Genomic DNA, 26,312 nt, shown 5'->3' with positions numbered 1-26,312 from the left:
TGAACTTTGAAATGGGATATTTTTAGTCTTCCGTATAATTACGCATTTTTCTCTGGCGCAGATCAATAATTCTTTTGTCTTGGGAATACCTTGGGTTGATTAATTATGGAATTTTATCGGCATTTTGAACATAAAAAATTTAATAAAGCAGTGCTTGCTTACAGCCCTTGGAACGGTCTTTTTTCTAATTTGCCTAGAGCTGCCTTATGCAGAAGCAGGAGCAACTCCCAATAAGCTAGTTGATGCATTTGACGCTTTGCCCGGAGAAACGAGTGTGTTGGTCCTCAAGGATGACAAGGCTCTGGTCTCGCTGAATGCTGAGAAACCTCTTGCGATCGCATCCACATTCAAACTCCAAGTATTAGCCGAACTTCAGCAACAGATCGAGACAGGGCAACATTCCTGGGACGCAGTCGTTGAATTAAAACCCGAATGGAAAAGTATTCCCAGCGGCATCCTCCAGGATTGGCCTGATCAGGCCCCCTTCACCCTACAAACCCTAGCCAGTCTGATGATTTCGATCAGCGATAATACGGCAGCCGATGTTCTCATCCAAATCGTCGGTCGAGACACCCTCTCTCAGGTATCGCCCCGAAATCAGCCTTTTCTGACAACCCAAGAAGTCTTCACCCTCAAAAGCCCTGAGAATCAGGACTTGCTAGAAACGTATCGCCAAAGCCCCTCTCCCCAAGATTTACTGCCGACTATCCATCAAGCCCCTCTGCCAACCGTTGAGCTAGTCGATAACCAACCCCTCGCTCCAGACATCGAATGGTTTTTCACCACCCAAGAACTCTGCCAATTGATCGAAAAAGTTGCTGATCTACCGCTCACGCAAATCAACACAGGCATTATTAACTCTGATAATTGGCAACAAGTTGCCTTTAAAGGGGGGGCAGAACCAGGCGTCTTGAATCTAACCACAGCCCTCAGAGATGACTCTGGCAAAAATTACTGTGTGTCCGCGACCTGGAATGATCAACAGCCTTTGGAAGAGTATCGCTTCTTCAACTTATTCAGCGATACTCTTCAAAGTCTCAACTAGCTGTCTAAGTTCTGTGTTGTCGAGTGAATCTTGGACTGCAAAGGTTGATCAAGCAGCGAACTCCTCAAAGTCTATGAGATTTACACCAAGATCATTTGCAACTGATTGCTCAACACTTTTTTTGAAAATTTGAATGGCTGTTTTGAGCGCTTGGGTAGACACCAAATCTGGACATTCAGTTTGTTGCCATGCTGAGCCAACAAGCCAACGATCCTCTGAAGCTAACCGAAACCACAAGAGTTCAGTCTCTTCTTCATTCATGGACTCATATTCGAAATCTGATAAATAGGTGGAACTGGCCTCCCAACGCCGAAGCGCATTGACCAGTTCCACAACGCAATAGTGGGGCTCCTGAATAATCTGTACTTTGCCAACGGTGATGCAAAACGTTGCTTCAATATTGATAAGTACTTGCCACCATTCCCTAATGGCTGTTTGGGGTGGATCGATAGAAAAATCGTATGCAGATAGTTCAATCATGCAATTGAAAGCTCCATGATCTAACCCATTTAGGAATCGATATTCTCAGACCATGCTTGGGCGATGAGTCGGTTGAGCATTTCCCATGTATCTTCCTTGGATTGTCCAGTATTGGAACGATGACGCTTCCAGAATTCCTGCCACCAAGTGGGAGGTTCCTGTTTAGATCCGTCATACTCTGTGGGTCGCCCCGTATCGCCTTCGACCACTAAACTGCCGACATAGTCGGCATCGTCATAGACCCGAGCGATTTGTTGGTTAATGTGTTTCATATCTGCCTGAGACACCGCGCCATTGCTGGTGGCTTTATAGAACTGGACTGTGACCCGCACCGGGAAACGAGGATCACGCTCAATCGCCAAATTATCAATTTCAGTAAAGGGACCTTCCACCTCGCCATGGCCAATCACTGCAGCCTCAACATTGCTGCGTTGAGCTTTTGCAGTGGGAGCACTTGCACCCATGGCGCTATCCTCCATTGCTTCAGGTGTAAACATCGGCATCGGCCGTTTTTGTTTGAGAGGCACCTGAATCAGCAGCACCATATTTAAGCCTCGGTCTTCCACATCCTTAGAGCTGCTGGCAGAAGACTGACCACTGCTGACAAAATCACTAGCTCGCTGCCCCGTCAAACTAGCCCGTTCACCATTTTGGTTAAAGAACAACCGTTGTCCCCAAGTCTGACCTGCAGAGAAAGCATCGCGCTTGTTGTCAATCACCGTCATACTGGTCCCTTCTCGGGTCGCCAGAATGGTGAGGACCGCAGGGTTATCCGCATAGGACTGATAGTTGAACAGAACCGGATTGAATTCAGCTTTGCCTCCCTGGGGAATGGGTAAGAAGCTGGCTTGAGCACTGACCAGCGCATGGGTATCGCGAGGGGCCAAGAGTGACTTTTGGCGACCTGTCCAAGAATTGGGCTGATGCAGATATCGTCGTGGATCTTTCAAAATATCTTTGAGAGCCACTTTGCGTAATTTAGCCCCTTTCTCATTGCCGACCTTGAGGAAAAATCGATCCAGACGGACATCGGCGGTTTTATCAGAAAAGTTGGGATGTCGAATCACAGGCATTAGATGCAGGCGATTGGACCGAGATTTTGGGTCGCGATGCTGGACTTGAATCGTCATATCGCTGATATTGGGACCGACTGAGGAGTTTTTGTAGCGTCCTGTATCTTCCCAAGTGACGTTGAGGATATTTAAGCCAAACCGCTTGGCCAGCTGTTGAGCCTTGCCATTGGAGACCATTTGCACCGTTTGGTCAATCACTCGCTGATAGCCATTGTCAAAAATAGGGCGACGGCGGGGCTGAGGCTCAATGACATCATCAGCAGGAGCGGATTCCGATTTAGGAGCAATGGGATTAAACGATTCTTCCTCTGCAATCAAGGTTGGCTTGGTTGCTAGGGCTGAAGATGTCAGCACCATGGATACCGCTAGGGTACTGAAGAGGGTTTGAATGACGGGCAATCGTTTAAACATATGACTATCTCGACAACAAGGATGGCTTAGATGGATCTCCCGAATAATGGATGAGTTCCAGTTAGAGCTGTTCATCTCGACTTTAGCCCAACTGTCTTTAGGTTTGGCAGGGGTTGCAAATTTGGTAACAGCCTTTTTGTACCCGACATTCAGCAGTTACTAACCATCAAGGGATAATTTTGAGGTTGTCCCTCAACGCAAGTCCATGTATTCACCTCAAGAGATAGACGTTCAGGATATTGACCATCTCGGTATTATTGCCGGTATCGTCGATGAGATCGGCATTGTCGAAATAGTGGATCGATTATTAGGTACTCACGAGCAAGAGAATGTTAGTTGTGGTCAAGTTGTCAAAGCCCTGATTCTAAATGGTATGGGCTTTTTGAGTGCTCCATTGTACTTATTTAGTGAGTTTTTCGAAAGCAAAGCAACCGAGCACTTACTCGGTCAAGGTGTACTGCCAGAGCACCTCAACGATACCCGTATCGGTCGAGTCCTCGACAAGCTCTATGCCTATGGTGTGACCCAGATATTTATCCATGTGGCAATGGCAGTCGTTCAGAAATTCGATGTAGCTCTAAGGTGTGCGCATCTAGATGCGACAAGCCTTAGTGTTGAGGGGCAATACTTAGATAAACCACAGGTTGAGGCGTCAGACGAATCCCCCTCTGCACCTGAGTCCCCCTCCCCTGCACTGGCTGAGTCAGAGGAGCCGATACCCGTGAAAATCACCTACGGCTACTCACGGGACAATCGTCGTGATCTCAAGCAGTTTGTATTGAACCTACTGGTGAGTGGGGACGGGGGTATTCCTTTATTTTTACAAGTGGGCAACGGTAATGATGCGGACAAAAGTACGTTTGTGCCTATCATCCATGAATTTAAGCAACAGTGGAGTCAGCAACAGCCAGAGGTGATTGTTGCTGATAGTGCCCTCTACAGTGCCGACAATCTGCAAGCATTAGGAAGTACATCTTGGATTAGCCGAGTTCCAGCAAGTTCAACGGCAGCCCAAGACTTACTACAAGGGCTGCCGGGTTCACAGTTTCACCCTAGTGCTCTCAACGGCTATAGCTTTGTCGAAGTATGTAGTACCTATGGAGAGATTCAACAACGGTGGCTGGTGGTTGAAAGTAAAGCTCGCAGAGACTCTGGACTCAAACAAGTGCAAAAGCGGATTGATCAGGCGTTTAGCCAAAAAACTACTGCACTTAAAACCCTCTGCAAACAGACCTTCTTGTGCCCTGCAGATGCTTTAGCTGCAGCCCAAGATTTTGGCAAAATCCTCAGGTATCACACCCTTGACGATCTCAAAATCCATAAAAAACCTCATTATCCAAAGGCTGGACGACCGACAAAAGCAACGGTTGTGACTCACTACACCTATTCTATTGAGGCTACCTTAACCCTCAATGAGCCAGTCATCGAACGCTATCGGCGGCAAGCAGGTCGTTTCATCTTAGCCACCAATCTCTTGGAACAAGAGCAATGGAGCAATGATGATATTCTGCGCGAGTACAAGAACCAGCAGGCGTGTGAAGGAGGCTTTCGCTTTATCAAAGATCCACTCTTCTTTGCCTCTAGTGTTTTCCTGAAGACACCTCGGCGTATCGCTGCCTTAGCCATGATCATGGCCTTGTGTTTGATGGTCTACAGCTTAGGACAACGACAGTTAAGAAAGGTTCTTCCCAGCTTTTGGTGATTCGGTTTAAACCCTTACTCAGAAAGAGATTTGCTTCTTTCTCATGAAGCCATAATTAGTCGCTTGGCGAGTAGTGTTAATCCTGCCCTGCCAAACATCTGACGCTTAAGCATTTTTAGTTTGTTGTTGAGTCCCTCCACCGGACCATTACTGACCTCCATCATCATGCTGGCTTTGACTGCAGCATAGTCATCCATGAGACCCGCAGCAAACTTTTTCAACGGTTGAATTGGACAGGTCAATGCCTTCATCAACCAACAATCAAAAGCATCGGCCTGTCGTTGTCTGAGCAACTCAAGGAACGTATGAGCTAAATCAACAAGGGTTGCTAAGTCCGGGTGTTGTTTGACCAGGTATTCCAACAACTCTTTATTTTCGGGTTCTCGATTCTCTTCTTTGAGCACAATTAGATAGGCTGCTTGACGAGGTGTAAAAGGAGGAGCTTGAGGATCAATGACAGTGGGTAAGGACTTTGTCACTGGAGCACGATATGAAGGAAGGCTCTGAGCTTCGCGGAACCCACGAAGGTAACGCTGGAGAGTGCGTTGGGAGCCTTCATAGCCATTCTGTCGGAGCAATACCATCAAGACTTTGGAGTTCGTTATTCCAGAATTCCACCAAGCCACAACCTCCTGTTTGTAGGGGTCGAGTAGGCTCCTACCCAAGGTCGGACGTCGGTTATAAGTTTCTGGAAAATCAGGTCGGGTACCATATTTGCGAACAGTACATTCACTCACTCCGACTTTGTCTGCAATAGCTGCAGTCGACCATTGTTGTTCGCGGAGAGCTTTAATTTCTTGCTGCTGTTGTACCCGAATTTGATGGTTTGCCTGTGCCCGTTCTTGAAAGGTTGCAGTGGCAGTCGATTGAGGAATTACAACAACCGTTGCAGTATGCCCTAGATTTGAGCTAGTGACTGGGTATTGCTCCCGTGAAGCGGCTTTAAGCTCAGCATGGTAGTTTTCCAATGAAAGCTCAAGCGCTTCACTCAAATTTTTGACTAGATGAAAGCGATCTGCAACTTGTCTGGCGTCTGGCGCAGCCTTATCCATGGCACTTTTGTAGGTCTTGGAACGGTCACGGGATAATACTTCTATACCTGGATGCTCTCGTAGCCAATCGACCAATGTGTCTGCTTTGCGATCTGCTAGCAGGGCAATAGGTTGATGAGTCTCTAAGTTGACTAAAATTGTGCCGTAATTATGGCCTTTTCGGAACGCAAAGTCGTCTACCCCCTAACACTTTTGGAACCTCGAACTCAGGGAGGGGAAGGCGCTCTAAGTGGTTGAGTAGTGTACTGCCACAGCTAAAATAGCCCAGACACTTGCCTAGACGAGAACCAGCAGCACCGCCTAAGGCTAACCCAATCTCCTGGAGATGCTGAACCTGGCGTACGGTTTTCCTGGCCCAAGGTGCCGCCACCTCTGGAATGCGTTCGGTAAAAAATACGACGGCGACACTCTGAATTCGGACAAAAGAATTTGCAGACTAGCACGAGCAAGCTTAAGCTGAAGTGCAAGCAGGGTAAGTCGGCAAGGGTTCGTTGATATCGACTGTGCACTCGATGAGCCACGCTACCGCACAAGGGGCATGGAGCCACCGTTTGGGTGGACATAACACTCAATTCCAAATGCTGGTGTTCTACATCCATTTCATAGTCGTTCAATTGGAGCCCGTTGGGGCTAGGTAATAAAGCTTGGAGTAATTCCATGGCCAGAATATTGCAAAGACTCTAGCTTCAATGGTTTCACAGATTTTTCATCGCATCACCAAAAGCTGGGAAGAGCCTTAAGAAATGCACTAGAACAAGTACAAACAACTCTCCCTAATCAGAAGGGGAAACAAACTACGAAACCTACGTTACGTTGGATTCTCCAATGCTTTCAGGCCGTCCATTTAGTTTGGCTTGATGGTGCCAAGCATCTCATCAAGCTCAACAGCAGGCAGCAACTTATCTTGCCGTTCCTTGGGAAGGGCTGTAAAAAATATTATCTGCTCTGCTAGCTAGCCTGCTGAATGTAGGTTGTACTGCTCCGAGATATCAAAATTCGTAAGTTTTTAGGCAAAAATAATAGTGAAGGTTGGCCGTAAACTACAGTGATTTCAATATCGATGAATGTGTCTAGCAATAGGCAGGGTGCAAGGAATTCATCGAGGTTGATTGATGTGAAGAAGTGCCACTTATGAATCAGTTCTGGAAGCCTAAACCTTGGCAATGGGGTGTTGCGATGGGCAGTATGCTGTGGGCCACTGCAGGATGTGCGAGTCCCTTAATCAATGCTTCTCCTCAAAACAAACCGCTCAAAATTGCTCAAGTGTCCCGTCAGAAGATTGCTGACCAAGGTGACATTCGGATTGTTTATGTCCAGCCGAATGATGCGAACTTCAATGCTATAGCAGTCGCCACTCTAATTAGGACGCTAGGTACAACACATGTTCCATTGCTTCTCTAAGTGAACCGAAGTGCTCTAATTGGTGTCTAATTCGACTTTTAATCCAAGCCCACGACCGTTCAATCTTATTCAAATCAGGAGAATAGGGTGGCAAGTACCACACTTCACATCCTGCGGCTTCTACCAGTTGCTCAATTCGCCCTCCCTTATGGAAGGTGGCATTATCAATGACTAACTTCTGCCCCGGTTTGAGCATCGGTATCAAACAAGTCTCAAGCCAAATTTCAAATACGGTGCGATTGCAAGCCCCTTCAATCGTGAACGGGGCCATGAGCTGCTTTCCTCTCAAAGCTGCAATCATATTGACTCGTCCACTTCTGCTACCAGACTTTAAAGCATAGACCCGCTCACCTTTGGGACCATAGCCATAGTCATACTCATCTCGATTGTCCATCCCTGACTCGTCAGCATAGACGATATCGTCTGGGTCTACTGTTGTTAACTTTTGGACGAACTCAGCCCGTTTGTGCTCATCGCGTTGGCGGTAGCCATAGGTCTTTTTTTTTCGAGTAAATCCAATATTCTTCAGCGCTCTTGAAATAGTACGCTCACTGATTTGCCCCTCCCACAACTCGGCCATCTGAGCTTGGGTTTTATAGCGATGTTCTTGAGCAAAAGCTCGAAACTTGTCCCAGTCTGTGATTTTGTGGCTATGGCCAAGGTGTTGTCTAGGGATGGGATGAAGATCACCTGTTTCTGCTTTGAGACGTTGCCATAGATTAATGGTGTTACGACTGATATGAAAGGTGTCACTCGCTTCTGAGGGAGGCATGCCATCAAGTTCAATAGCATCGATCACTTTGCAACGTAAATCGTAGCTGTAGATTTTAGGCATCCATTGAAAGACATAACAGTATCTCTAGTTTATTATGTCCTGAATAAAATGGCGCTTGCTATATCTACGAAGCTCTACAAAATTCTCTAGAATTTTCTATACCCCAGGAAAAAGATGGATTGATTGCCCAACTCAATACCAAGTTTGCTTTTTCGAGAGATATCACGGTTAGCTTTCAAGAATGTGGCGAGGCCAATGCTTTTTATGATCCTGAGCAAGTCAAAATCGACATGTGCTACGAGCTGCTCAAACAATATACCGACATTCTGGGTGAAGACAATCAGTCTCCTGAAGCCTACGCAGATGAGGTGATCTACTCTGCACTGTTCACGTTTTTCCATGAACTCGGCCATGCTTTTGTTGACCAATACCAACTTCCCATTACCGGGCTAGAAGAGAATGTGGTGGATGAGTTTGCTGCGGTGATGTTGTTAGAGCTGCAAGATGATGATGCAGTCATTGCCGGAATCGATCAGTTTGATGTAGATGCGGAAGAAGAAGAGCAGCTCCAAGAGCTACCGTTTTGGGCCTCTCATGGTTTAGGAGCACAGCGTTATTACACCATTTCCTGCATTATTTATGGCAGTAATCCTGAGAAATTTGCTGATTTCGTCACCAGTGGCGATCTCCCCCAAGAGCGGGCTGACTTATGTCCTGTAGACTATCAGCGCCGTGAGCGAAGCTGGAAATTTCTACTGGCTCCCTACCGAAAATAGGTTGGTTTCACTCAGAATGGATGGGGCTGTTTTGCCAACACTGATCAAGGCGCAGGGTTCATGATATAAAGGCGGGGGCTGGTTTGGAGAACCCATCGTCCTAGAGACGTATTACATCTACGCCAGTCACCAGCTCAACGCAAGCGTGGATTATCATGGCAGACTCCTTGAAACCAACTCCCTTACTAGAGCAACATCAACAGCTCAATGCCCGGATGATGGGCTTTGGGGGCTGGAATATGCCGGTTCAATACGAAGGTATTACGGTGGAGCACCAAAATGTTCGCCAAAAAGTGGGCATGTTTGATATTTCCCATATGGGAAAATTCTTGCTCCAGGGGGATAATTTGCGGCAAAAATTGCAGCCCTTAGTGCCCTCGGACCTCAGCCAGCTTGAGCCGGGGCAGGCCAAGTATTCCGTTTTCCTCAATGAGCAAGCTGGCATTATTGACGATCTGATCTTTTATTTTGAAGGGTTCACAGAGTCAGGGGCAGAAACGGGCAAGCTCATTGTCAATGCTTCCACAACGGCCAAAGACAAAGCCTGGTTACTAGAGCATGTCTCTGCTGAGGCGATTGGATTTGAAGATGTTTCCGATTCACTGGTGCTGATTGCGGTTCAAGGACCGGATGCGATCGCAACTCTGCAACGCTTTACTCCCACTGATCTCACGGCCATTCGTAATTATCGCCATCAGTCTGGAACCATCTTGGAACAACCCGCCTGGTTTGCCCGCACGGGGTATACCGGCGAAGACGGTTTTGAAGTCATGGTCGATCCAGAGACTGGGAAAAAGCTATGGCAAACCCTTTTGGATGCTGGCGTTGCCCCCTGTGGGTTGGGTGCCCGCGATACCTTACGCTTAGAAGCCGCCATGGCCCTGTATGGCCAAGATATCAATGACACCACCACTCCCTATGAGGCCGGGTTGGGATGGCTGGTTAACCTCGATCAAGGTGAATTTATTGGTCAAGACATCTTGCAGAAGCAGAAAGCCGATGGACCGCCTCGAAAGCTAGTGGCTTTGGAAATGCAGGGTCGCCATATTGCCCGTCATGATTATCCTGTGTTGGTCAATGACCAAGAAGTAGGTATCGTCACGAGCGGCAGTTTTTCCCCCACCTTGGGCAAAGCGATTGCCCTCGCCTATGTTCCGACTGCCTACGCCAAATCAGGTACGGAAGTTTCGGTGTTAATCCGCAAGAAGTCCCAACAGGCAACGGTTGTTAAAAAGCCCTTTTATCGGCGACCTAAAGCGTAAGATTTAAGGCAAAATATGGTTTGGATGATTATCCTACCCAACTCCCTTACTGACTGAGGCCCCCCATTATGAGCTTTGAATATCCCGAAAATCTGAAATATATGGACTCCCATGAATATGTGCGCCTGGAGGGAGAGGTTGCTACGGTTGGTATTTCTGCATTTGCGATCGATCAGTTAGGGGATATTGTTTTTATCGAATTGCCGGAAGTCGGAGACGAGTTATCCCAGGGAGACGTGATGGGAAATATCGAATCCGTCAAAGCTGTAGAAGATATTTATGCTCCGATTAATGGAACAGTATTAGAGTGCAATACGGCTATTGCTGATGCACCTGAGCAATTGGCAGATGATCCTTACACGAATGGTTGGCTTCTCAAGATTAAGGTGAGTGAGGCCGCTGCTTTAGATAAGGCGATGACCGCATCAGAGTACCAAGCCAAAGTCGAAGGCTAATCCCGGATTATCTCATAAACCCCTGAGAAAACTTTACATTTTTTTACATCTAAAAAAGCTTAAAAGGTGCAAAAAATCGTTTTCCAGCCTATTTTTGCTTATCAAAACTTTAAATAAAGTTGAATTCTAATTTGTCTCCAGTTATACTCATTAAGCTTTTGTAACTTTGACTACACTGCGGTATAGCTTAAGGAGGTCTTGGGTTTGGCAAGAAGACGGAAACGCAAAAGTCGTCGTCGCCAAGAAGGACGACGAATTTTGGAAAATGTTCCTCAGTTCAGTATTGAAAGCGGAGAGGATAAACCAGTAACAGCAGCCCGGAAGTATATCCAAACTGCAGGGGTTATCCCTCCAGCTCTACTTCTCGTCAAGCGCAACGAACATACGACTGATCGGTACTTTTGGGCCGAAAAAGGTTTGTTCGGTGCTCAATATGTCGAAGAAAACCATTTTCTATTCCCTAGTCTAAGGGTAGAAACGGAAGAATTGTCTCTTGCAAGGTAGATAGTTCAAGCTCCTAATTTTCAAAGGGTGAAGGTTAACCTTCACCCTTTATTTTTTGCCTGTTTGGGATACTCACTGATGAAAAGTTTCCCTGCAGGCTGTGGATACAGATATCGTTTAAGCGAAAGGTTTTGATCGGTTTCAAGGTCTCCACAGCAATCGCTACAATATAGATCAGCACACCAAGGTTTAGCCATGTCACAAACGTTAGAACTTAATCCCGAAAACGTAGAAACAGTATTAGATGAGCTCCGTCCTTACCTAATGGCAGACGGTGGCAATGTTGAATTGGTTGAAGTCGAAGGTCCTGTGGTTAAGCTACGTCTGCAAGGAGCCTGTGGATCTTGCCCCAGTTCTGCCATGACTTTAAAGATGGGAATCGAGCGCAAACTCAGAGACACCATCCCTGAGATTTCTGAGGTTGAGCAGGTCTTTTAATGAACCGCTAACTTGAATAAAACCGGGGGCCTGTTGCATCAACAGGCCCCTTTTGATTAGGCGGCAGGTCCCACCGCTTCAATCGCAGCTTCTAATGCGATCGCAACGTGAGTCCAGTGAGTCCCTCCCTGACAGAAGACAATATAGGGTTCTCGCAACGGCCCATCCGCAGAGAGTTCTGAGGTACTGCCATCAATAAAAGTCCCCCCTGCCATGACTAAATTACTGTCATAACCCGGCATCGGGGCGGGCATCGGATCGAGATAAGACCCCACAGGGGAATATTGCTGAAAAGCCCGGCAAAAAGCCACCAATTTTTCCGCCGATCCTAGCTTTACCGCCTGGATCACATCTCGACGAGGCTCTTCAGGTAAGGGATTAACGGGATATCCCAGCTCTTGAAACACATGGGCTACCAAATGATTGCCTTTCATCGCTTCCCCTACCATTTGGGGTGCTAAAAACAACCCTTGAAACATCAGCCGAGTTTGATCCAAGGTCGCCCCACCAGCTGAGCCAATCCCCGGCGAGGTTAATCGGCAAGCTGCTGCTTCTACTAGATCACGACGCCCGGCAATATATCCTCCTGCTGTGACAATGGTGCCCCCCGGATTTTTGATCAGGGAACCCGCCATCAGATCAGCGCCTACAGCTGTAGGCTCCCGATCTTCAATAAATTCCCCATAGCAGTTGTCGACAAAACAAATGGTATTCGGGTTTTGAGCTTTGACCCGGTCCACGATTTTGCCAATCTCTTCAATGCTCAAACTGGGTCGCCAGCTATACCCACAGGATCGTTGAATGAGGACGAGACGAGTTTGGGGCTGAATACTGGTTTCTAAGGCCTGCCAATCGATGGTTCCGGTTGGCGTTAACTCAAGTTGCCGATACTCTACCCCAAAATCTTTTAGGGAGCCTTGTCCTTCTCCGCGGATGCCAATGACTTCTTCTAAGGTGTCGTAGGGTGCCCCTGCTACGGACAGCATTTGGTCTCCGGGGCGCAATACGCCAAACAGGGCAGTTGCGATCGCATGGGTGCCCGATACAAACTGAACCCGCACTAGGGCAGCTTCTGCGCCCATGACTTCTGCGTATACCTGATCCAGAACTTCCCGGCCTAAATCGTCATGACCGTAACCCGATACACTAGCAAAATGATGGGGACCCAAGCGGTAATTATGAAAAGATTTTAATATTTGTGTTAAGTTTTTCTTGACTTGAGTGTCAATCTTAGAAAAGATGAGAGACATTGCCTGTTCGGCTGCCTCTAGCTGTGTAAGGGGGTTTCATAGAGCAACTTTTTCTTTACAACGTACAGCCACTAAAGGTTTAATTTTTATCGTTGTGGACGTACAAAGCTGGTTTAGGCGGAGATTAGGCAAGTATAAGAATCCTATATAAGGTTTACCCTTGTTTTCTTGTCGAAATATTCATTTACAAAGAGACTAAATGACTATCGCAACAACACCGCCATCACAGCTTAAGCGTGATTGGACCTTTATTGTGGTCCTCGTCGCTATTCATGTAGGAGCACTGTTTGCCTTCGTACCCAGCAACTTCAGCTGGTCAGTCGTGGGATTTGCCGTATTTTTTCACTGGGTCACGGGTGGACTCGGTATCACCCTGGGTTGGCATCGAATGCTCACCCACCGCAGTTTTAAAACCCCGAAATGGTTGGAGTATTTTCTCGTCTTTTGTGGGTCCTTGGCCTGTGAAGGAGGCGTGATCTGGTGGGTTGGACTCCATCGTAATCACCATATGAACTCTGATACGGAGCTGGACCAGCACAACTCCCGTAATGGTTTCTGGTGGAGTCATATGGGCTGGATGATTCATGAAATCCCAGCAGAGGCAGAAATTGAAAAACTGACGAAAGACATCAACACTGATCCCTTTTATCGGTTTTTAGATGACTATTTCTTCCCCATGCAAATCGTCTTTGGAGTATTGCTGTACTTCGTTGGCGGTTGGCCTTTAGTGGTCTGGGGTATTTTTGTCCGCTTGGTATTGGTCTATCACTGCACTTGGTTTGTGAATAGCGCCACCCATAAGTTTGGCTATAAAACCTATGAGTCTGATGATCAATCTACCAACTGCTGGTGGGTTGCCCTCCTGACCTATGGTGAAGGCTGGCATAATAATCACCATGCCTTTCCTCAATCTGCTCGCCATGGCTTGCAATGGTGGGAAATTGACACCACTTGGATGATGGTCAGTCTGCTCAAGACTCTGGGCTTAGCGGATAAAGTCCGTCTTCCTAGTTCGCAACAGATTGCGGCCAATGATGGTGCCTAGACCCATTTAGGGACACCCATAAATTTGTAAAGAAACCCTGCCTGCTGGTGGGGTTTCTTTGCTTGAGGCCTAGGAAGCAACACGATAAGCTGAGGGCAGACGTTAGTTAGGGTTCGGGACAGCATGAAAGCTCAAGTCTTTCGAGGAGTCAATCAACTCAGTTACGAAGAAGTCCCTAAACCAGATATCGGTAAGGATGAGGTCCTGGTCCAAGTCAAAGTGGTGGGGCTTTGTCAGTCTGACATTAAAAAAATTCGCTATCCCCTCTACGAACCACCCCGTATCTTTGGTCATGAAACAGCGGGTGAGATTGCCGCAGTGGGCTCTGAAGTTAAGGGCTGGCACGTCGGTCAACGGGTAGTTGTGCTGCACCATATTCCCTGCATGCACTGTGAGTATTGTCTCAATGACAACTTTTCCATGTGCGAGGTGTATAAAAATATCACAACTACGGCAGGATTTAGCCCGAGCGGGGGTGGCTTTGCCGAATACGTGAAGGTTCCGGGGCATATCGTCACCCGTGGCGGCCTAGTCGAGATTCCCAAGGATATTTCTTTTGAGCAAGCCAGCTTTGTTGAACCCACCAACTGTTGTTTGAAGGCCGTCACCAAAGCAGGTATCAAGCCGGGGCAAACGGTTTTGATTACAGGTGCGGGTCCCATTGGCTTAATGTTTGTAATGCTGGTCAACTATGTCGGGGGCCGAGCCATTACAACTGACCTCTTGCCCACCCGAATTGAAAAAGCAAAGCAGGTGGGGGCGGCAGCGGCCTTTGACGCCCGCGATCCGGACCTAGCCACTAAGATTCAAGATCTGACGAATGGCATGGGAGTGGATGTTAGTTTGCTGGCAGTGCCCAGTGATAAGGCCTTTTTTCAAGCCCTCGACTGCACCCGCAAGGGAGGAAAAATTCTGTTTTTCGCCGAATTTCCAGATGAAGTCGAGATTCCCATTAATCCCAACGTCTTGTATCGCCGCGAAATCGATCTGATTGGCAGCTATAGCTCTTCTTTTCGATTACAAAAACAATCGGCGGACATTATTTTCAACAAGCGAATTGACGTCGATGCCCTAGTTAGCGATCGCTATCCGCTCCAGGACTTAGCGAATGCAGTAGAGCAAGCTGTTTCCCCTGGGCCTGAGACCTACAAGATTTTAATTTATCCCTAAGGAGCATTTAACTGGAGCAAAGGGACCACCAAGCGATACGATCAGGATTGCTGAATCACTGTACTCCCTTCTATGCCTTCTGCTCATATTATTGGTCTTGGCCGCTCCGGTATCGCGGCTGCTCGTCTGTTGCGCCGTGAAGGGTGGCAGGTTGATGTTAGTGATGCAGGCCAATCTGAAGGGTTAGTGAAAACTCAGCAGACTTTAGCTGCAGAAGATATCTCTGTCCATTTAAATCTGAAATTTTCCCTGGCTGCCTTGGCCGAACTGGATCTGGACCGCCCTGATCGAATTGTGGTCAGCCCCGGTGTACCTTGGCAACTTCCTGCTTTAGAGGAAGCGAGATCCCAAGGAATTGAAACGTTTGGAGAACTAGAACTTGCCTGGCGATACCTGCAGCAATATCCCTGGATTGGGATTACAGGGACCAACGGTAAAACAACCACAACTGCGATTGTCGAAGCGATTTTTAAGGCGGCGGGGCTGCGAGCACCCGCCTGCGGCAATATTGGCTATAGTGCCTGTGAGCTGGCCCTAGCGGGTGAGCCACTGGATTGGGTGATTGCGGAGGTCAGTAGTTACCAAATTGAATCTTCACCCACTCTAGCCCCCACCATTGGGGTGTGGACGACCTTCTCTCCCGATCATCTTGAGCGCCATGGCACGGTTGAGTGCTATCGCGAAATTAAGGCCCTACTCCTCAATCAGTCCAAACAAAAAATTCTCAACGGTGATGATCAGGGCTTGATCAAAGGATTGCCTTGGCGATGGTCCGATGCCTATTGGACAAGTAGCCACGGCCCAAGCCTACCCAATGGCTGTAATGGTCAACGCTGCCCCGTGCCCCATATTTTTATTGAGGAGGGATGGGTGAAGGTGGAAGGTAAGCCGATTGTTGCTGTTGAATCAATGCGAATGTTGGGGGCTCATAATCAGCAAAATCTATTGCTGGCGGTGGCGGTTGCTCATTTAGCTGGGATTGGGAAAGATGCGATCGCAACTGCCGTATCCACTTTTCCCGGTGTGGCCCATCGTCTAGAACATATCTGTACCTGGCAGGGTGTGGACTTTATCAATGACAGTAAGGCCACCAATTATGAAGCTGCCCAAACTGGACTGGCTGCGGTCAACTATCCTGCCATTCTGATCGCGGGTGGAGAAGCCAAGGTCGGTGACGATCAGGCGTGGCTGCAAACCATTCAGGCTCAAGCTGCCAAGGTGCTGTTGATTGGCAGTGCCGCCGATGACTTTAGCCAGCGTCTTAAGGCTATCGGATATGACGATTATGAAATTGTAGAAACGATGGACAAAGCGGTGACTAGATCTGCTGAATTGGCCCCTTCTTTGCAAGCAAAAAGTGTGCTCTTATCGCCTGCCTGTGCTAGCTTTGACCAATATCGAAATTTTGAGAAACGAGGCGATCATTTTCGTCAATTATGCCAAGATCTCTTGCAATAATCTCTGCTTTACAGGCCGTTCACTTCAAGTTTGCATATCGGCTTTCGTAATATGTAGTCCGCTTGGAAGACATCTGCATCCTAGCTATGCTTAGCCTGTCCAGGTTTCCTTGATTTAACATAAAAACTACCTCCATGCATATAATGTATGTATGGAGGCAGAATGGGACCCGAATAAGGCAGCTATCAATCAGCAAAAGCATGGTGTGCACTTTTCCGATGCTGAGGCCGTCTTGTTTGATCCAAATGCACTTTCGTTTGAAGATACAACGGCCCAAGGCGAGCAACGATTTGTTGTGATTGGCATGGATCATCTCTGGCGATTGTTGGTTGTCGTCTATACGCATCGCGGGAATCGTGTTCGCCTAATTTCTGCCCGCTCTGCTACGCGCTCTGAGAGAAAGAACTATGAAAGCGGAATATGATTTCAGTCAAGCTAAACGAGGGGCTGTTATTCCCCAAGGAGGCAAAACTCGCATCACAATTTATATTGATGACGATGTGTTAGCAACTTTTCGAGAACGGAGTGAAGCTGCTGGTAAAGGCTACCAAACTATCATGAATGAGGCTTTACGGCAGTATCTAGGCAAAGAGAAGCAGCCTTTAGATGAAGAAACGCTCCGCCGCGTGATTCAAGAAGAAATACGAGCAGCGAAATAGGCAAAGCTTGTCACATATGTTCTAATACCAAGCTGTGCCTGAAGATGTAACTCTCAAACTCGTGAAACCCAATACTGAGTTGGCTTAGCAAATAATCAAAATTACACTCTTAGGTGCTAATTGGTATAAGGCAATCTGGTTGTGTATATAGTGAACTGGCTATACAGGATGTAGGATGTTCAACTGCCGTATCCACTTTCCCTGGTGTGGCCCATCGCCTAGAGCATATCTGTACCTGGCAGGGTGTGGACTTTATCAATGACAGTAAGGCCACCAATTATGAAGCTGCCCAAACTGGACTGGCTGCGGTCAACTATCCTGCCATTCTGATCGCGGGTGGGGAAGCCAAGGTCGGTGACGATCAGCCGACATTCAGCAGTTACTAACCATCAAGGGATAATTTTGAGGTTGTCCCTCAACGCAAGTCCATGTATTCACCTCAAGAGATAGACGTTCAGGATATTGACCATCTCGGTATTATTGCCGGTATCGTCGATGAGATCGGCATTGTCGAAATAGTGGATCGATTATTAGGTACTCACGAGCAAGAGAATGTTAGTTGTGGTCAAGTTGTCAAAGCCCTGATTCTAAATGGTATGGGCTTTTTGAGTGCTCCATTGTACTTATTTAGTGAGTTTTTCGAAAGCAAAGCAACCGAGCACTTACTCGGTCAAGGTGTACTGCCAGAGCACCTCAACGATACCCGTATCGGTCGAGTCCTCGACAAGCTCTATGCCTATGGTGTGACCCAGATATTTATCCATGTGGCAATGGCAGTCGTTCAGAAATTCGATGTAGCTCTAAGGTGTGCGCATCTAGATGCGACAAGCCTTAGTGTTGAGGGGCAATACTTAGATAAACCACAGGTTGAGGCGTCAGACGAATCCCCCTCTGCACCTGAGTCCCCCTCCCCTGCACTGGCTGAGTCAGAGGAGCCGATACCCGTGAAAATCACCTACGGCTACTCACGGGACAATCGTCGTGATCTCAAGCAGTTTGTATTGAACCTACTGGTGAGTGGGGACGGGGGTATTCCTTTATTTTTACAAGTGGGCAACGGTAATGATGCGGACAAAAGTACGTTTGTGCCTATCATCCATGAATTTAAGCAACAGTGGAGTCAGCAACAGCCAGAGGTGATTGTTGCTGATAGTGCCCTCTACAGTGCCGACAATCTGCAAGCATTAGGAAGTACATCTTGGATTAGCCGAGTTCCAGCAAGTTCAACGGCAGCCCAAGACTTACTACAAGGGCTGCCGGGTTCACAGTTTCACCCTAGTGCTCTCAACGGCTATAGCTTTGTCGAAGTATGTAGTACCTATGGAGAGATTCAACAACGGTGGCTGGTGGTTGAAAGTAAAGCTCGCAGAGACTCTGGACTCAAACAAGTGCAAAAGCGGATTGATCAGGCGTTTAGCCAAAAAACTACTGCACTTAAAACCCTCTGCAAACAGACCTTCTTGTGCCCTGCAGATGCTTTAGCTGCAGCCCAAGATTTTGGCAAAATCCTCAGGTATCACACCCTTGACGATCTCAAAATCCATAAAAAACCTCATTATCCAAAGGCTGGACGACCGACAAAAGCAACGGTTGTGACTCACTACACCTATTCTATTGAGGCTACCTTAACCCTCAATGAGCCAGTCATCGAACGCTATCGGCGGCAAGCAGGTCGTTTCATCTTAGCCACCAATCTCTTGGAACAAGAGCAATGGAGCAATGATGATATTCTGCGCGAGTATAAGAACCAGCAGGCGTGTGAAGGAGGCTTTCGCTTTATCAAAGATCCACTCTTCTTTGCCTCTAGTGTTTTCCTGAAGACACCTCGGCGTATCGCTGCCTTAGCCATGATCATGGCCTTGTGTTTGATGGTCTACAGCTTAGGACAACGACAGTTAAGAAATGCACTAGAACAAGTACAAACAACTCTCCCTAATCAGAAGGGGAAACAAACTACGAAACCTACGTTACGTTGGATTCTCCAATGCTTTCAGGCCGTCCATTTAGTTTGGCTTGATGGTGCCAAGCATCTCATCAAGCTCAACAGCAGGCAGCAACTTATCTTGCCGTTCCTTGGGAAGGGCTGTAAAAAATATTATCTGCTCTGCTAGCTAGCCTGCTGAATGTAGGATCAGGCGTGGCTGCAAACTATTCAGGCTCAAGCTGCCAAGGTGCTGTTGATTGGCAGTGCCGCCGATGATTTTAGCCAGCGCCTTAAGGCTATCGGATATGGCGATTACGAAATTGTAGAAACGATGGACAAAGCGGTGACTAGATCTGCTGAATTGGCCCCTTCTTTGCAAGCAAAAAGTGTGCTCTTATCGCCTGCCTGTGCTAGCTTTGACCAATATCGAAATTTCGAGAAACGAGGCGATCATTCTCGTCAATTATGCCAAGATCTGCTGTACCAGTAACCACAACGGTTACGTGCAAGGAGTTGTGATATGGCAATGTTCGTGCACCTCGCATCTGAAAATGATATTGCATCGATTAAGCGTGTTGGTATCAAACCATGTCGCAGTACGGATGAGTATCCTGGCGGTGTCTTTGCGATGCCCGTGACACCAGAGTTCTACATTTCCCATCAATGGCTACGTGAGTTGAAACGGCGCGGGCATAGCACAATCTCAGGTGTGTACTTTCGGATTCCCGATGATGAATTAGTGCTTGTTGGTCACTACAGTCAACACCATGTTGAAGTTACTGCTGATAAAGCGATCGATATCATCATGCACGCGGAAAATTCGGAAGGATATCAGGTCTATATCCCTCGCAAAATTGAAAAGAACGAGATCCATCGGGTAAAGTCACTACCGCAAGTTGTGGGTTGGCGGTATCAGCCAGACTCCCATAAGAAATGGTACTGCGGTTGTCTTGTGTGTGTTCCAATTGGCTCAATCAAAGGAAAACGGAAGCGTGATGTGTGGGAATCATCTCAATCCTGATCTCAAAATTGTCGTATAGCCAGACGTGACTCCCGACCGGTAAATCATTGACGTCGTTTGAATCTTGAATGTTAGGCATCATAGGCGTTATACAATCAAGAACTAATTTTTAACTATGAGAATCGCATCTGCGCCTAATGTTGAAGTTCCGGCAATTCTCGCATTAGAGTCAATGGGGTTCATCGTTGCTTCGCGAATTGTGAACGCCGATCATAAGATGGTCTGGACAGCCACTGGCAAAGGTGATGAGTATGCCGCAGAGGACCCATTGTCACTACTTGGCCTCGTGAAATTACTCGAAGTCTGTGGAGACAATTGGCAGGCATCTGACAATGACATCGCTAAATACCTCTCGATGCTGGAAGGGGATGTCTAAAGAGCAGTTGTACTGGAGCCGTATAGCCTGCGGCTTATGTTGTTCAACCCTATTCATTGCGCCCCAGTGAACGAGGACGTTATTTTTCCATAGTTATGAGTTCTAACGATTTTGCGTTTGTTCATCTTGACAAAAATCCTGCCAGGATTTTCCCACTGTCATGGGATGAGGTAAAAAATGAAGAGTTAAACGGCAAGTTGCCTTGGAACGATTTTAGAAACTGGCTTCTTTTTCAAGGAGGGAGAGGTAATGACAGTGTAGTTGTCGTGGACTATGGTGAAAATGGTTCTATCTATTATCAACTAAGTGAAGAATGTATCTTTCTTGATAATCATGCAGCATTAATAGAAGTTCTGAAAGCGTATCGCTTCTTGCTGACAATTTATGAAAATGCATATGTATTCAGTTTTGAAGGGGGCACCTATGAAAATGAGAAATCTTTGACTGATTGGGTTGATGCTATTTAATTTCTAGTTTTTTGAAATGGGTTGAGGGACGCTCATTTCTGGCTTCATGTGGGGATATATCAATTTTTTCTTGTACTCTTGATGCCTCCTGTTAGGCTGCTACCACAAACGCACATTCACCAGTCCGACTTTCATAAACAAATGCCTTCACCAACATCTTGCGAATTCGTTCCGTATCTCAGCATCAACGACGCTCAAAAGGCGGTCGAATTCTACACTGACGTTTTTGGCGTTGCTCCGTACCTTTTACTCAACATGCCGGATGGTCATGTGATGCACTGCGAATTTCGCATTGGTAATGCTCGGTTTTTCCTGAGTGAAGAACTGCCAGAACATGGTGGAACGCCAAGTCCAAAAAGCCTTGGGGGGACAACCATGGCGATTCATTTATACGTCGATGATTGTGATGCAATGGTCAAAACTATGAGAAATAGTGGTTCAGAAGTTTTAATGGACCCCACTGATGTTTTCTGGGGCGAGCGGTTTGCCCGTGTTCGTGATCCATTCGGCCACGAATGGGGAATTACTACTCAACTCCGTGAAATGTCGCCCAAGGAAATCGAGGAAGCAGCTAAGCAAATGTTTGAGGGGATATCTGAGTAGTTGGCCAGATATCTTCTCAAACCAAACTTCGATGTAATTCACTAAAGATTGAACTAAGACTCAAGCACCCACAATATTTAGGTCATGCCACTGTCCATCGCAAATCAGGAGACATGAAGAATGCCTAGCTTTGAATATAAGACCATTAAGCTTGCGACCACGGGTGTCTTCAAACGCAACTTTGACGAGGTTAAACTGGATGAATATATGAACCAACTGGGTGCTGAAGGGTGGGAACTGGTAAGTGCCTTTGATATCAACAGGCACCAGGGCGGCTCCCAGGATGTTGTTGCCATATTCAAGCGACAGCAATGACACCGGTTGCAAGATTTTCCTTCCTTGCATTGCCGATGCATCGTAATTGGTTGCGTCAGTTGCTGAACTGATCGGTTGAGAATTGCTTGAAAATCAATGCAAGTTGCTCACAGAGCAGTGGCAATGATGCTTAGACAGAGATCAAGAAACAGAAAAACTTCGCATTACATGACGCCAGATCAAAAGAAACACGTGATTTATATCGATGTGGATGACACTCTCATCCGTACATTTGGCTCAAAACAGATCCCAATGCCCCTATCCATAGAATATGTACGTCGGATGTCGGGTGCTGGTCACGAACTATTTTGCTGGAGCCGTGGTGGTGGAGAATATGCTCGTAAGATTGCAATATCGCTAGGTATCGACGATTGCTTCACGGCGTTCTTACCCAAGCCAAGTGTCGTATTTGATGATCGTGGTAAGAAACTGTTGGACCATTGTGAATTCGTTTTACCAGGAAATGTCTCCAGCTATTAGCAGTGCTGTTTTAATACGGTTGCACATTGCTTAGATCGAGCCTTCAACGAAAGTCAGGGAGTGAGACCACAGATTTCTTAATCAGTGACTTCCAACGCCTCAGTGATGATTAACTTAATTGTGTTGTTCAATTGCTAAGAGTAAAGAGATTGCAATATTTATGACGAAGCTATGATCCCTGCTTTGTCCTTATTTTTAAGGTTTTACCTTAAGGATGGGTAGTAGTTTATTGCCCATCTATACATGGCTTTGTTATCGGGGCATTATGGTTTATCAATTGTGGGTTTCCCCTGCGTTTCATTTTCTGTTTGTGGGGATTGGCTTTTGTTTGGCCTGGGGGATTGTGGGGTTGGTACTTTGGAATATTGGATCTGCGATCGCATACAGTATCCGAGTCTCAAATCGGATGCATCAAATTCCCTGTAGTAACTGTCAATATTTCACAAACGAGTATCGTCTCAAATGTTCGGTCCATCCTGATACTGCTTTATCAGAGAAGGCGATTGATTGTAGAGACTTTGCTGCACCGCCTACTTTGACTCTAGATATCCAAGATATATAAGTACATGGCGAATGAGGATGGCACGATAATCGTTTCTTGGCCACACGAGTCCTATCCGAACTGGACTCAGGATGTGTGGATACAGCTTAGATCTGCTATCCCTATCCTGAAACAATATGGATTAACGCATAAAGCCACGAATTCAAGCACTTTTTTGCTGTGGGAAGGAAACAGGCAAAGTGCTGAAGCTCTTGCCGAGGTGCTTGAGCATGCTCATCCTCTTCTGAACGTTGAATTTGAGCTTGAATAGCCCTTGAAGTATTGAATGGTGTTTTCAATACCCCCGTTCGAATGGTTTGCTGAGTGGCGTTGTCACTTCTAGGCCAGCGCAGAAGAGCCTAAATCAGGAGGCACATCCTGCCAACGGCCAGGACCAACGGCCCGAAGGGCTTCAGACAAAGCGATATCTTCTGTATATAAGGCTTTACCCACAATTGCGCCCGTCACCCCGATAGCCTCTAAAGCCAGCAAATTTAGTAAGTCTGTAATTGAGCTGACGCCACCAGAGGCAATCACCGGAATCGTAATTGCCTCAGCCATTTCTCGCAGCATCGGAATATTGGGACCTTTCATCGTTCCATCCCGCTGAATATCCGTGTAAATAATTGCAGCCGCCCCCGCTGTTACCATGCGTTTGGCCAAATCTATCGCCAGAATCTCAGACGTCTCTAACCAGCCTCGGGTGGCTACTCGGCCTTCTCGGGCATCAATGCCCACCACAATCTGATCGGGGAATTCTTGGCATAGCTCCTGAACTAGATCAGGGTTCTCGATGGCTATCGTACCTAAAATACCTCTTTTTACACCTAAATTTAGAAGTTGGGTGACACGGTTGCGATCGCGCAAGCCTCCCCCCACTTGCACCGGAATCTCTAAAGCCTCCACCACCGCGGCAATGGTGTCTAAATTCACGGGCTGTCCCGTCTTGGCGCCATCCAAATCCACTAAATGCAGCCATTGGGCTCCTTGAGCTTCCCAAGCCTTGGCAACTTCAACTGGGTTTTCAGAAAAAACTTGGGATTGGTCATAGTCCCCTTGATACAGACGAACACATCGCCCCTTTAACAAGTCAATAGCAGGGATAACATCCATAAACCGTTTACCTTTCAGTTGCCAAATTTTAGTGAATCACTCTGTATCGATCCAATCCCAACGTCACTTCAAACCCTGAACTGCTGGCTTTAATTGGGTCTCAGATATGGTGCTACAAAGTCTATGAACCGAATTTTACCTCTTTCTATTGAAGCAGGTTTGAGAGCGTTTTTGCCTACTTCATAAAAGATCAAAGTCAAGCCAAAACCCTATTCCACTCTCGACTTGTTGGACCTCAAACTACAGATCTCTCAGGCTTCAGGAACTCCAGGATCACATTTTGGTCATGATAATTGGGTATTCTTAAGATTGGAAAGGTATAAATCCTAGAGTTATGAGTTCAATAACATCACAGACCAACAACAATGGATGGAGCTGTTTAATCGGAAGTTGTGCGGCTGTGCTGTTGAGCGCATTACCTTCTGGGGCTGCAGAACAGGTTGTATTTAAATATGGCCCCATTGCTCGCTCGATTCCCGTTAGTTCCCTACGCCAATTAGCGGATACAGGCCGTGCTCCTGCCGATCTAAAAGTATATTTAGAGCTAGCAGAACAAGAACCCGCAAAAGTAAGCGAGATTCTCACCCGCCCCTTTGCCGTCAGTTCTACTCAGCTCGATCAATTACTCAATACCCCCTTCGGTGATGCCATGCTGGATGAAGCAGGGGAAATCATGTCTCCTCCTTCAAAGCAAGCGAGTCGTCAGGCCATTCGCTCTGCATTGGTTCTAGACGCTAGCCGAGATGGAGAAATTACCATCCTAGATACCCTTGAGAGCTATCCCACTAGCACCGTTGAAGTAGATGGTGAGCGGTTGATGGCAGCCTACCAAAAATATGGCCCTATGATTGCCAAGGGTAAGCAATTTGCCCCGGCCATTGGAGCCGCTAGCCCCTTGTTAAAAGAAGCCGCTCCTCTATTAGAAGATGCAGGTCCCCTCTTAAAAGAAGCGGGTCCTATCTTAAAACAAGCTCAACCCTATATTCAGCAATCTGGAATCCTCGATATTCTCTCAGATACCATTCGCTCCTTCATGGAATAAGTTGAACCGTTATAGAAAGCGCTTTCATAACAGTCTTTCTCAGCGGTAATGATCGGCATTTGTGGCCCTCATGCAGGTTTTGGTTGGGCCGGAGACCCGTGGAGTAGGGGTCTCTACCCAACACCTGCACCGAAATATGTCAGAATGTAAACAAAGATCTGCCGAGTGAGCGACATCATTGCTAGCAGTACACCTATTTATTGGTTGTGTTCAATTTTTAAGTGTACATTCAACCTTGGTTTGCCCTCATCAAATTTACTAACTCTTTCTAAGGGTCTATTCAGATCTACTGCCTATAATCTGTTTGACAAGAGCGAGGGATATGCATGGTGCTTTCTAAAGGGTTCGAGGTAGAACTGTATACGGGAAAACCCTCAGGTGAGATTGTTGGTCTCTCCGATCGGATTGTTGCCGATTTAGATGGGTTTGTTCGAGAACCTGACAGTCGTAACGTGGAGTATACGACTGCCCCAGCTCATCATTACGATCCCCTTCTTTGTGATCTACTCAAACCCCGCCTCCAGCTTCGCCAATATTTGCAAAGCTTGGGCGACTACACTCTGATTCCGGGCAGTACCCTAGCCCTTGGAGATCATGAGAATTTTTACCGGTCTGATCCCAAGAACCCTTACCATTCCTATATTGAGCAGACCTACGGTACGAGCGTTGTGACCGCCAGTATTCATATCAATATTGGCATTCCCGACATCGAGCAGCTTTTCCGGGCTTGCCGCCTTGTTCGGATGGAAGCTCCGCTGTTTTTGGCCTTGAGTGCCTCTTCTCCCTTTTTAGGAAATCAAGTGACGGGACATCATTCTTCCCGTTGGGCGGTCTTCCCTAAAACCCCTGCTCAGGTGCCTCTATTTACCAGTCACCAGCATTTTATTGATTGGACCGAGTCACAATTGCTACAAGGCACGATGCAGAATGTACGTCATCTGTGGAGTTCTGTGCGCCCCAACGGTAATCGTCGTCCCTATGACTTGAATCGCCTGGAGATGAGAATTTGTGATCTCGTCACTCATCCCATTCATTTGTTAGCCATTACAGCGCTGCTAGAAGCTCGAATTCTCCAGCTGCTAGATGATCCCCAGCTTGATCCTTTAATCGGTAGCAACTTCAGGACAGATCCCGAACATCTATGTGCCCTGGCAGATGCCAATGAAATCGCTGCTGCAACCCATAGCTTGGATGCTGAATTGACCCATTGGCAAGATGGTCGCAAAATTCTGGCTCGGGACTGGATTGAAGAGCTGTATACCGAAGCTTGGCCGACGGCAAAACAATCGGGATTTAGCTGTTTCCTGACTCCAATTCGCGAAATTTTGGACCAGGGAAATGAGGCTCAACAGTGGTTGAGGCAGTATCACCAGGGGCAGTCGATTCAGTCTGTGATGCAGGATGCGATCGCAAATATGTCCCAAACAGAGATTGATCTGCGCAACAAATTATGTGAGCCTGTAGCGGTATAGCG

At 47.1% G+C, this 26,312-nt stretch carries 30 protein-coding genes and 3 pseudogenes; 26 read left to right on the top strand and 7 right to left on the bottom strand.

Annotation, left to right across the window (positions count from 1 at the left end):
- Positions 1-154: 154 nt before the first annotated feature.
- Complete coding sequence (locus tag HRE53_RS05915) at positions 155-1,045, top strand: serine hydrolase (protein ID WP_235109456.1); 891 nt, start codon at positions 155-157, stop codon at positions 1,043-1,045.
- Between the two features lie 48 nt (positions 1,046-1,093).
- Here the strand turns inward: HRE53_RS05915 and HRE53_RS05910 are convergent, their stop codons facing one another.
- Both HRE53_RS05910 and HRE53_RS05905 read right to left on the bottom strand, forming a co-directional pair.
- The gene (locus HRE53_RS05910) at positions 1,094-1,525 is read right to left on the bottom strand and encodes a hypothetical protein (RefSeq protein WP_235109455.1); all 432 of its coding nucleotides are present in this window, start codon (positions 1,523-1,525) and stop codon (positions 1,094-1,096) included.
- A 29-nt stretch (positions 1,526-1,554) separates the two neighbouring features.
- Positions 1,555-3,009: a hypothetical protein gene (locus tag HRE53_RS05905; protein ID WP_235109454.1), complete on the bottom strand. Its 1,455-nt coding sequence runs from the start codon at positions 3,007-3,009 to the stop codon at positions 1,555-1,557.
- A 205-nt stretch (positions 3,010-3,214) separates the two neighbouring features.
- On the opposite strand from HRE53_RS05905, the gene HRE53_RS05900 reads away from it, so the two are divergent.
- Positions 3,215-4,711, top strand: a complete 1,497-nt coding sequence (locus HRE53_RS05900; RefSeq protein WP_235109452.1) for an IS1634 family transposase — start codon at positions 3,215-3,217, stop codon at positions 4,709-4,711.
- 41 nt (positions 4,712-4,752) lie between these two features.
- On the opposite strand, the gene HRE53_RS05895 is transcribed toward HRE53_RS05900, so the two are convergent.
- Positions 4,753-5,901: an ISL3 family transposase gene (locus HRE53_RS05895; RefSeq protein WP_235111058.1), complete on the bottom strand. Its 1,149-nt coding sequence runs from the start codon at positions 5,899-5,901 to the stop codon at positions 4,753-4,755.
- Positions 5,902-6,017: 116 nt separating this feature from the next.
- Positions 6,018-6,422, bottom strand: a complete 405-nt coding sequence (locus tag HRE53_RS05890) for a transposase family protein (protein WP_235107816.1) — start codon at positions 6,420-6,422, stop codon at positions 6,018-6,020.
- A 472-nt stretch (positions 6,423-6,894) separates the two neighbouring features.
- Here HRE53_RS05890 and HRE53_RS05885 point away from each other — a divergent pair, with 472 nt between their 5' ends.
- Positions 6,895-7,164 (top strand): hypothetical protein, encoded by a 270-nt coding sequence (locus tag HRE53_RS05885; RefSeq protein WP_235109451.1) that lies wholly within the window; start codon positions 6,895-6,897, stop codon positions 7,162-7,164.
- Here HRE53_RS05885 and HRE53_RS05880 read toward each other — a convergent pair.
- Complete coding sequence (locus tag HRE53_RS05880; RefSeq protein WP_235109450.1) at positions 7,124-7,999, bottom strand: IS630 family transposase; 876 nt, start codon at positions 7,997-7,999, stop codon at positions 7,124-7,126. The genes HRE53_RS05885 and HRE53_RS05880 overlap by 41 nt on opposite strands.
- Before the next feature lie 119 nt (positions 8,000-8,118).
- Between HRE53_RS05880 and HRE53_RS05875 the strand changes: the two genes are divergently transcribed.
- From HRE53_RS05875 to HRE53_RS05855, 5 genes are all read left to right on the top strand, one after another.
- Complete coding sequence (locus HRE53_RS05875; RefSeq protein WP_235109449.1) at positions 8,119-8,715, top strand: DUF4344 domain-containing metallopeptidase; 597 nt, start codon at positions 8,119-8,121, stop codon at positions 8,713-8,715.
- Between the two features lie 155 nt (positions 8,716-8,870).
- The gene (gene gcvT / locus HRE53_RS05870; RefSeq protein ID WP_235109448.1) at positions 8,871-9,977 is read left to right on the top strand and encodes a glycine cleavage system aminomethyltransferase GcvT; all 1,107 of its coding nucleotides are present in this window, start codon (positions 8,871-8,873) and stop codon (positions 9,975-9,977) included.
- Positions 9,978-10,045: 68 nt separating this feature from the next.
- Complete coding sequence (gene gcvH / locus HRE53_RS05865) at positions 10,046-10,432, top strand: glycine cleavage system protein GcvH (RefSeq protein WP_212662620.1); 387 nt, start codon at positions 10,046-10,048, stop codon at positions 10,430-10,432.
- 204 nt (positions 10,433-10,636) lie between these two features.
- Positions 10,637-10,936, top strand: coding sequence for a DUF3155 domain-containing protein (locus tag HRE53_RS05860; protein WP_212662619.1), 300 nt, complete (start codon positions 10,637-10,639; stop codon positions 10,934-10,936).
- A gap of 195 nt (positions 10,937-11,131) precedes the next feature.
- Positions 11,132-11,374, top strand: a complete 243-nt coding sequence (locus HRE53_RS05855) for a NifU family protein (protein WP_212662618.1) — start codon at positions 11,132-11,134, stop codon at positions 11,372-11,374.
- 56 nt (positions 11,375-11,430) lie between these two features.
- Here the strand turns inward: HRE53_RS05855 and HRE53_RS05850 are convergent.
- Positions 11,431-12,654: pseudogene (locus tag HRE53_RS05850) on the bottom strand (aminotransferase class I/II-fold pyridoxal phosphate-dependent enzyme); the annotation flags it as partial.
- A gap of 169 nt (positions 12,655-12,823) precedes the next feature.
- Between HRE53_RS05850 and HRE53_RS05845 the strand changes: the two are divergent.
- From HRE53_RS05845 to HRE53_RS05770, 16 genes and pseudogenes are all read left to right on the top strand, one after another.
- The gene (locus HRE53_RS05845) at positions 12,824-13,669 is read left to right on the top strand and encodes an acyl-CoA desaturase (protein ID WP_212662616.1); all 846 of its coding nucleotides are present in this window, start codon (positions 12,824-12,826) and stop codon (positions 13,667-13,669) included.
- Positions 13,670-13,792: 123 nt separating this feature from the next.
- Positions 13,793-14,839 carry a zinc-dependent dehydrogenase gene (locus HRE53_RS05840; RefSeq protein WP_235109446.1) on the top strand — a complete coding sequence of 349 codons (1,047 nt, stop codon included), beginning with the start codon at positions 13,793-13,795 and terminating at the stop codon, positions 14,837-14,839.
- A 72-nt stretch (positions 14,840-14,911) separates the two neighbouring features.
- Entirely contained in the window at positions 14,912-16,297 is a 1,386-nt protein-coding gene (gene murD, locus HRE53_RS05835; protein ID WP_235109445.1) for a UDP-N-acetylmuramoyl-L-alanine--D-glutamate ligase, read from the top strand.
- A 151-nt stretch (positions 16,298-16,448) separates the two neighbouring features.
- Positions 16,449-16,721 carry a BrnT family toxin gene (locus HRE53_RS05830; protein ID WP_235109442.1) on the top strand — a complete coding sequence of 91 codons (273 nt, stop codon included), beginning with the start codon at positions 16,449-16,451 and terminating at the stop codon, positions 16,719-16,721.
- Positions 16,705-16,956, top strand: a complete 252-nt coding sequence (locus HRE53_RS05825) for a BrnA antitoxin family protein (protein ID WP_235109440.1) — start codon at positions 16,705-16,707, stop codon at positions 16,954-16,956. Before HRE53_RS05830 ends, HRE53_RS05825 begins: the two co-directional genes overlap by 17 nt.
- Positions 16,957-17,135: 179 nt before the next feature.
- Positions 17,136-17,318, top strand: a pseudogene (gene murD, locus HRE53_RS05820) (UDP-N-acetylmuramoyl-L-alanine--D-glutamate ligase); the annotation flags it as partial.
- A 66-nt stretch (positions 17,319-17,384) separates the two neighbouring features.
- Positions 17,385-19,067: an IS1634 family transposase gene (locus tag HRE53_RS05815; protein ID WP_235109438.1), complete on the top strand. Its 1,683-nt coding sequence runs from the start codon at positions 17,385-17,387 to the stop codon at positions 19,065-19,067.
- An 18-nt stretch (positions 19,068-19,085) separates the two neighbouring features.
- A pseudogene (gene murD, locus HRE53_RS05810) lies at positions 19,086-19,370 on the top strand (UDP-N-acetylmuramoyl-L-alanine--D-glutamate ligase); the annotation flags it as partial.
- A gap of 30 nt (positions 19,371-19,400) precedes the next feature.
- Entirely contained in the window at positions 19,401-19,901 is a 501-nt protein-coding gene (locus HRE53_RS05805; protein WP_235109436.1) for a hypothetical protein, read from the top strand.
- A 115-nt stretch (positions 19,902-20,016) separates the two neighbouring features.
- The gene (locus tag HRE53_RS05800) at positions 20,017-20,277 is read left to right on the top strand and encodes a hypothetical protein (RefSeq protein ID WP_235109434.1); all 261 of its coding nucleotides are present in this window, start codon (positions 20,017-20,019) and stop codon (positions 20,275-20,277) included.
- 95 nt (positions 20,278-20,372) lie between these two features.
- The gene (locus HRE53_RS05795; protein WP_235109432.1) at positions 20,373-20,744 is read left to right on the top strand and encodes a hypothetical protein; all 372 of its coding nucleotides are present in this window, start codon (positions 20,373-20,375) and stop codon (positions 20,742-20,744) included.
- A gap of 141 nt (positions 20,745-20,885) precedes the next feature.
- Positions 20,886-21,347, top strand: a complete 462-nt coding sequence (locus HRE53_RS05790) for a glyoxalase/bleomycin resistance/extradiol dioxygenase family protein (RefSeq protein WP_212662612.1) — start codon at positions 20,886-20,888, stop codon at positions 21,345-21,347.
- A gap of 120 nt (positions 21,348-21,467) precedes the next feature.
- Positions 21,468-21,662: a DUF4177 domain-containing protein gene (locus HRE53_RS05785; RefSeq protein WP_212662611.1), complete on the top strand. Its 195-nt coding sequence runs from the start codon at positions 21,468-21,470 to the stop codon at positions 21,660-21,662.
- Between the two features lie 168 nt (positions 21,663-21,830).
- The gene (locus HRE53_RS05780; RefSeq protein ID WP_235109429.1) at positions 21,831-22,142 is read left to right on the top strand and encodes a hypothetical protein; all 312 of its coding nucleotides are present in this window, start codon (positions 21,831-21,833) and stop codon (positions 22,140-22,142) included.
- Between the two features lie 265 nt (positions 22,143-22,407).
- Positions 22,408-22,704, top strand: a complete 297-nt coding sequence (locus HRE53_RS05775) for a hypothetical protein (RefSeq protein ID WP_235109427.1) — start codon at positions 22,408-22,410, stop codon at positions 22,702-22,704.
- A 4-nt stretch (positions 22,705-22,708) separates the two neighbouring features.
- The gene (locus tag HRE53_RS05770; protein ID WP_235109425.1) at positions 22,709-22,954 is read left to right on the top strand and encodes a hypothetical protein; all 246 of its coding nucleotides are present in this window, start codon (positions 22,709-22,711) and stop codon (positions 22,952-22,954) included.
- Between the two features lie 68 nt (positions 22,955-23,022).
- Here the strand turns inward: HRE53_RS05770 and hisA are convergent, their stop codons facing one another.
- The gene (hisA, locus tag HRE53_RS05765) at positions 23,023-23,796 is read right to left on the bottom strand and encodes a 1-(5-phosphoribosyl)-5-[(5-phosphoribosylamino)methylideneamino]imidazole-4-carboxamide isomerase (protein ID WP_235109423.1); all 774 of its coding nucleotides are present in this window, start codon (positions 23,794-23,796) and stop codon (positions 23,023-23,025) included.
- 334 nt (positions 23,797-24,130) lie between these two features.
- On the opposite strand from hisA, the gene HRE53_RS05760 reads away from it, so the two are divergent.
- A complete protein-coding gene (locus HRE53_RS05760) occupies positions 24,131-24,838 on the top strand; it encodes an alpha/beta hydrolase (protein WP_235109422.1) in 708 nt (235 codons plus the stop codon).
- A 326-nt stretch (positions 24,839-25,164) separates the two neighbouring features.
- Entirely contained in the window at positions 25,165-26,310 is a 1,146-nt protein-coding gene (gene gshA / locus HRE53_RS05755) for a glutamate--cysteine ligase (RefSeq protein WP_235109420.1), read from the top strand.
- The last annotated feature ends 2 nt before the right edge of the window (positions 26,311-26,312 follow it).

Source organism: Acaryochloris sp. 'Moss Beach' (assembly GCF_021497025.1).
In the GTDB taxonomy this organism is placed as follows: Bacteria; Cyanobacteriota; Cyanobacteriia; order Thermosynechococcales; family Thermosynechococcaceae; genus Acaryochloris; species Acaryochloris marina_A.
The sequence above is the reverse complement of the archived record's forward strand: the minus strand, read 5'-3'. Positions and strand labels throughout refer to the sequence as shown.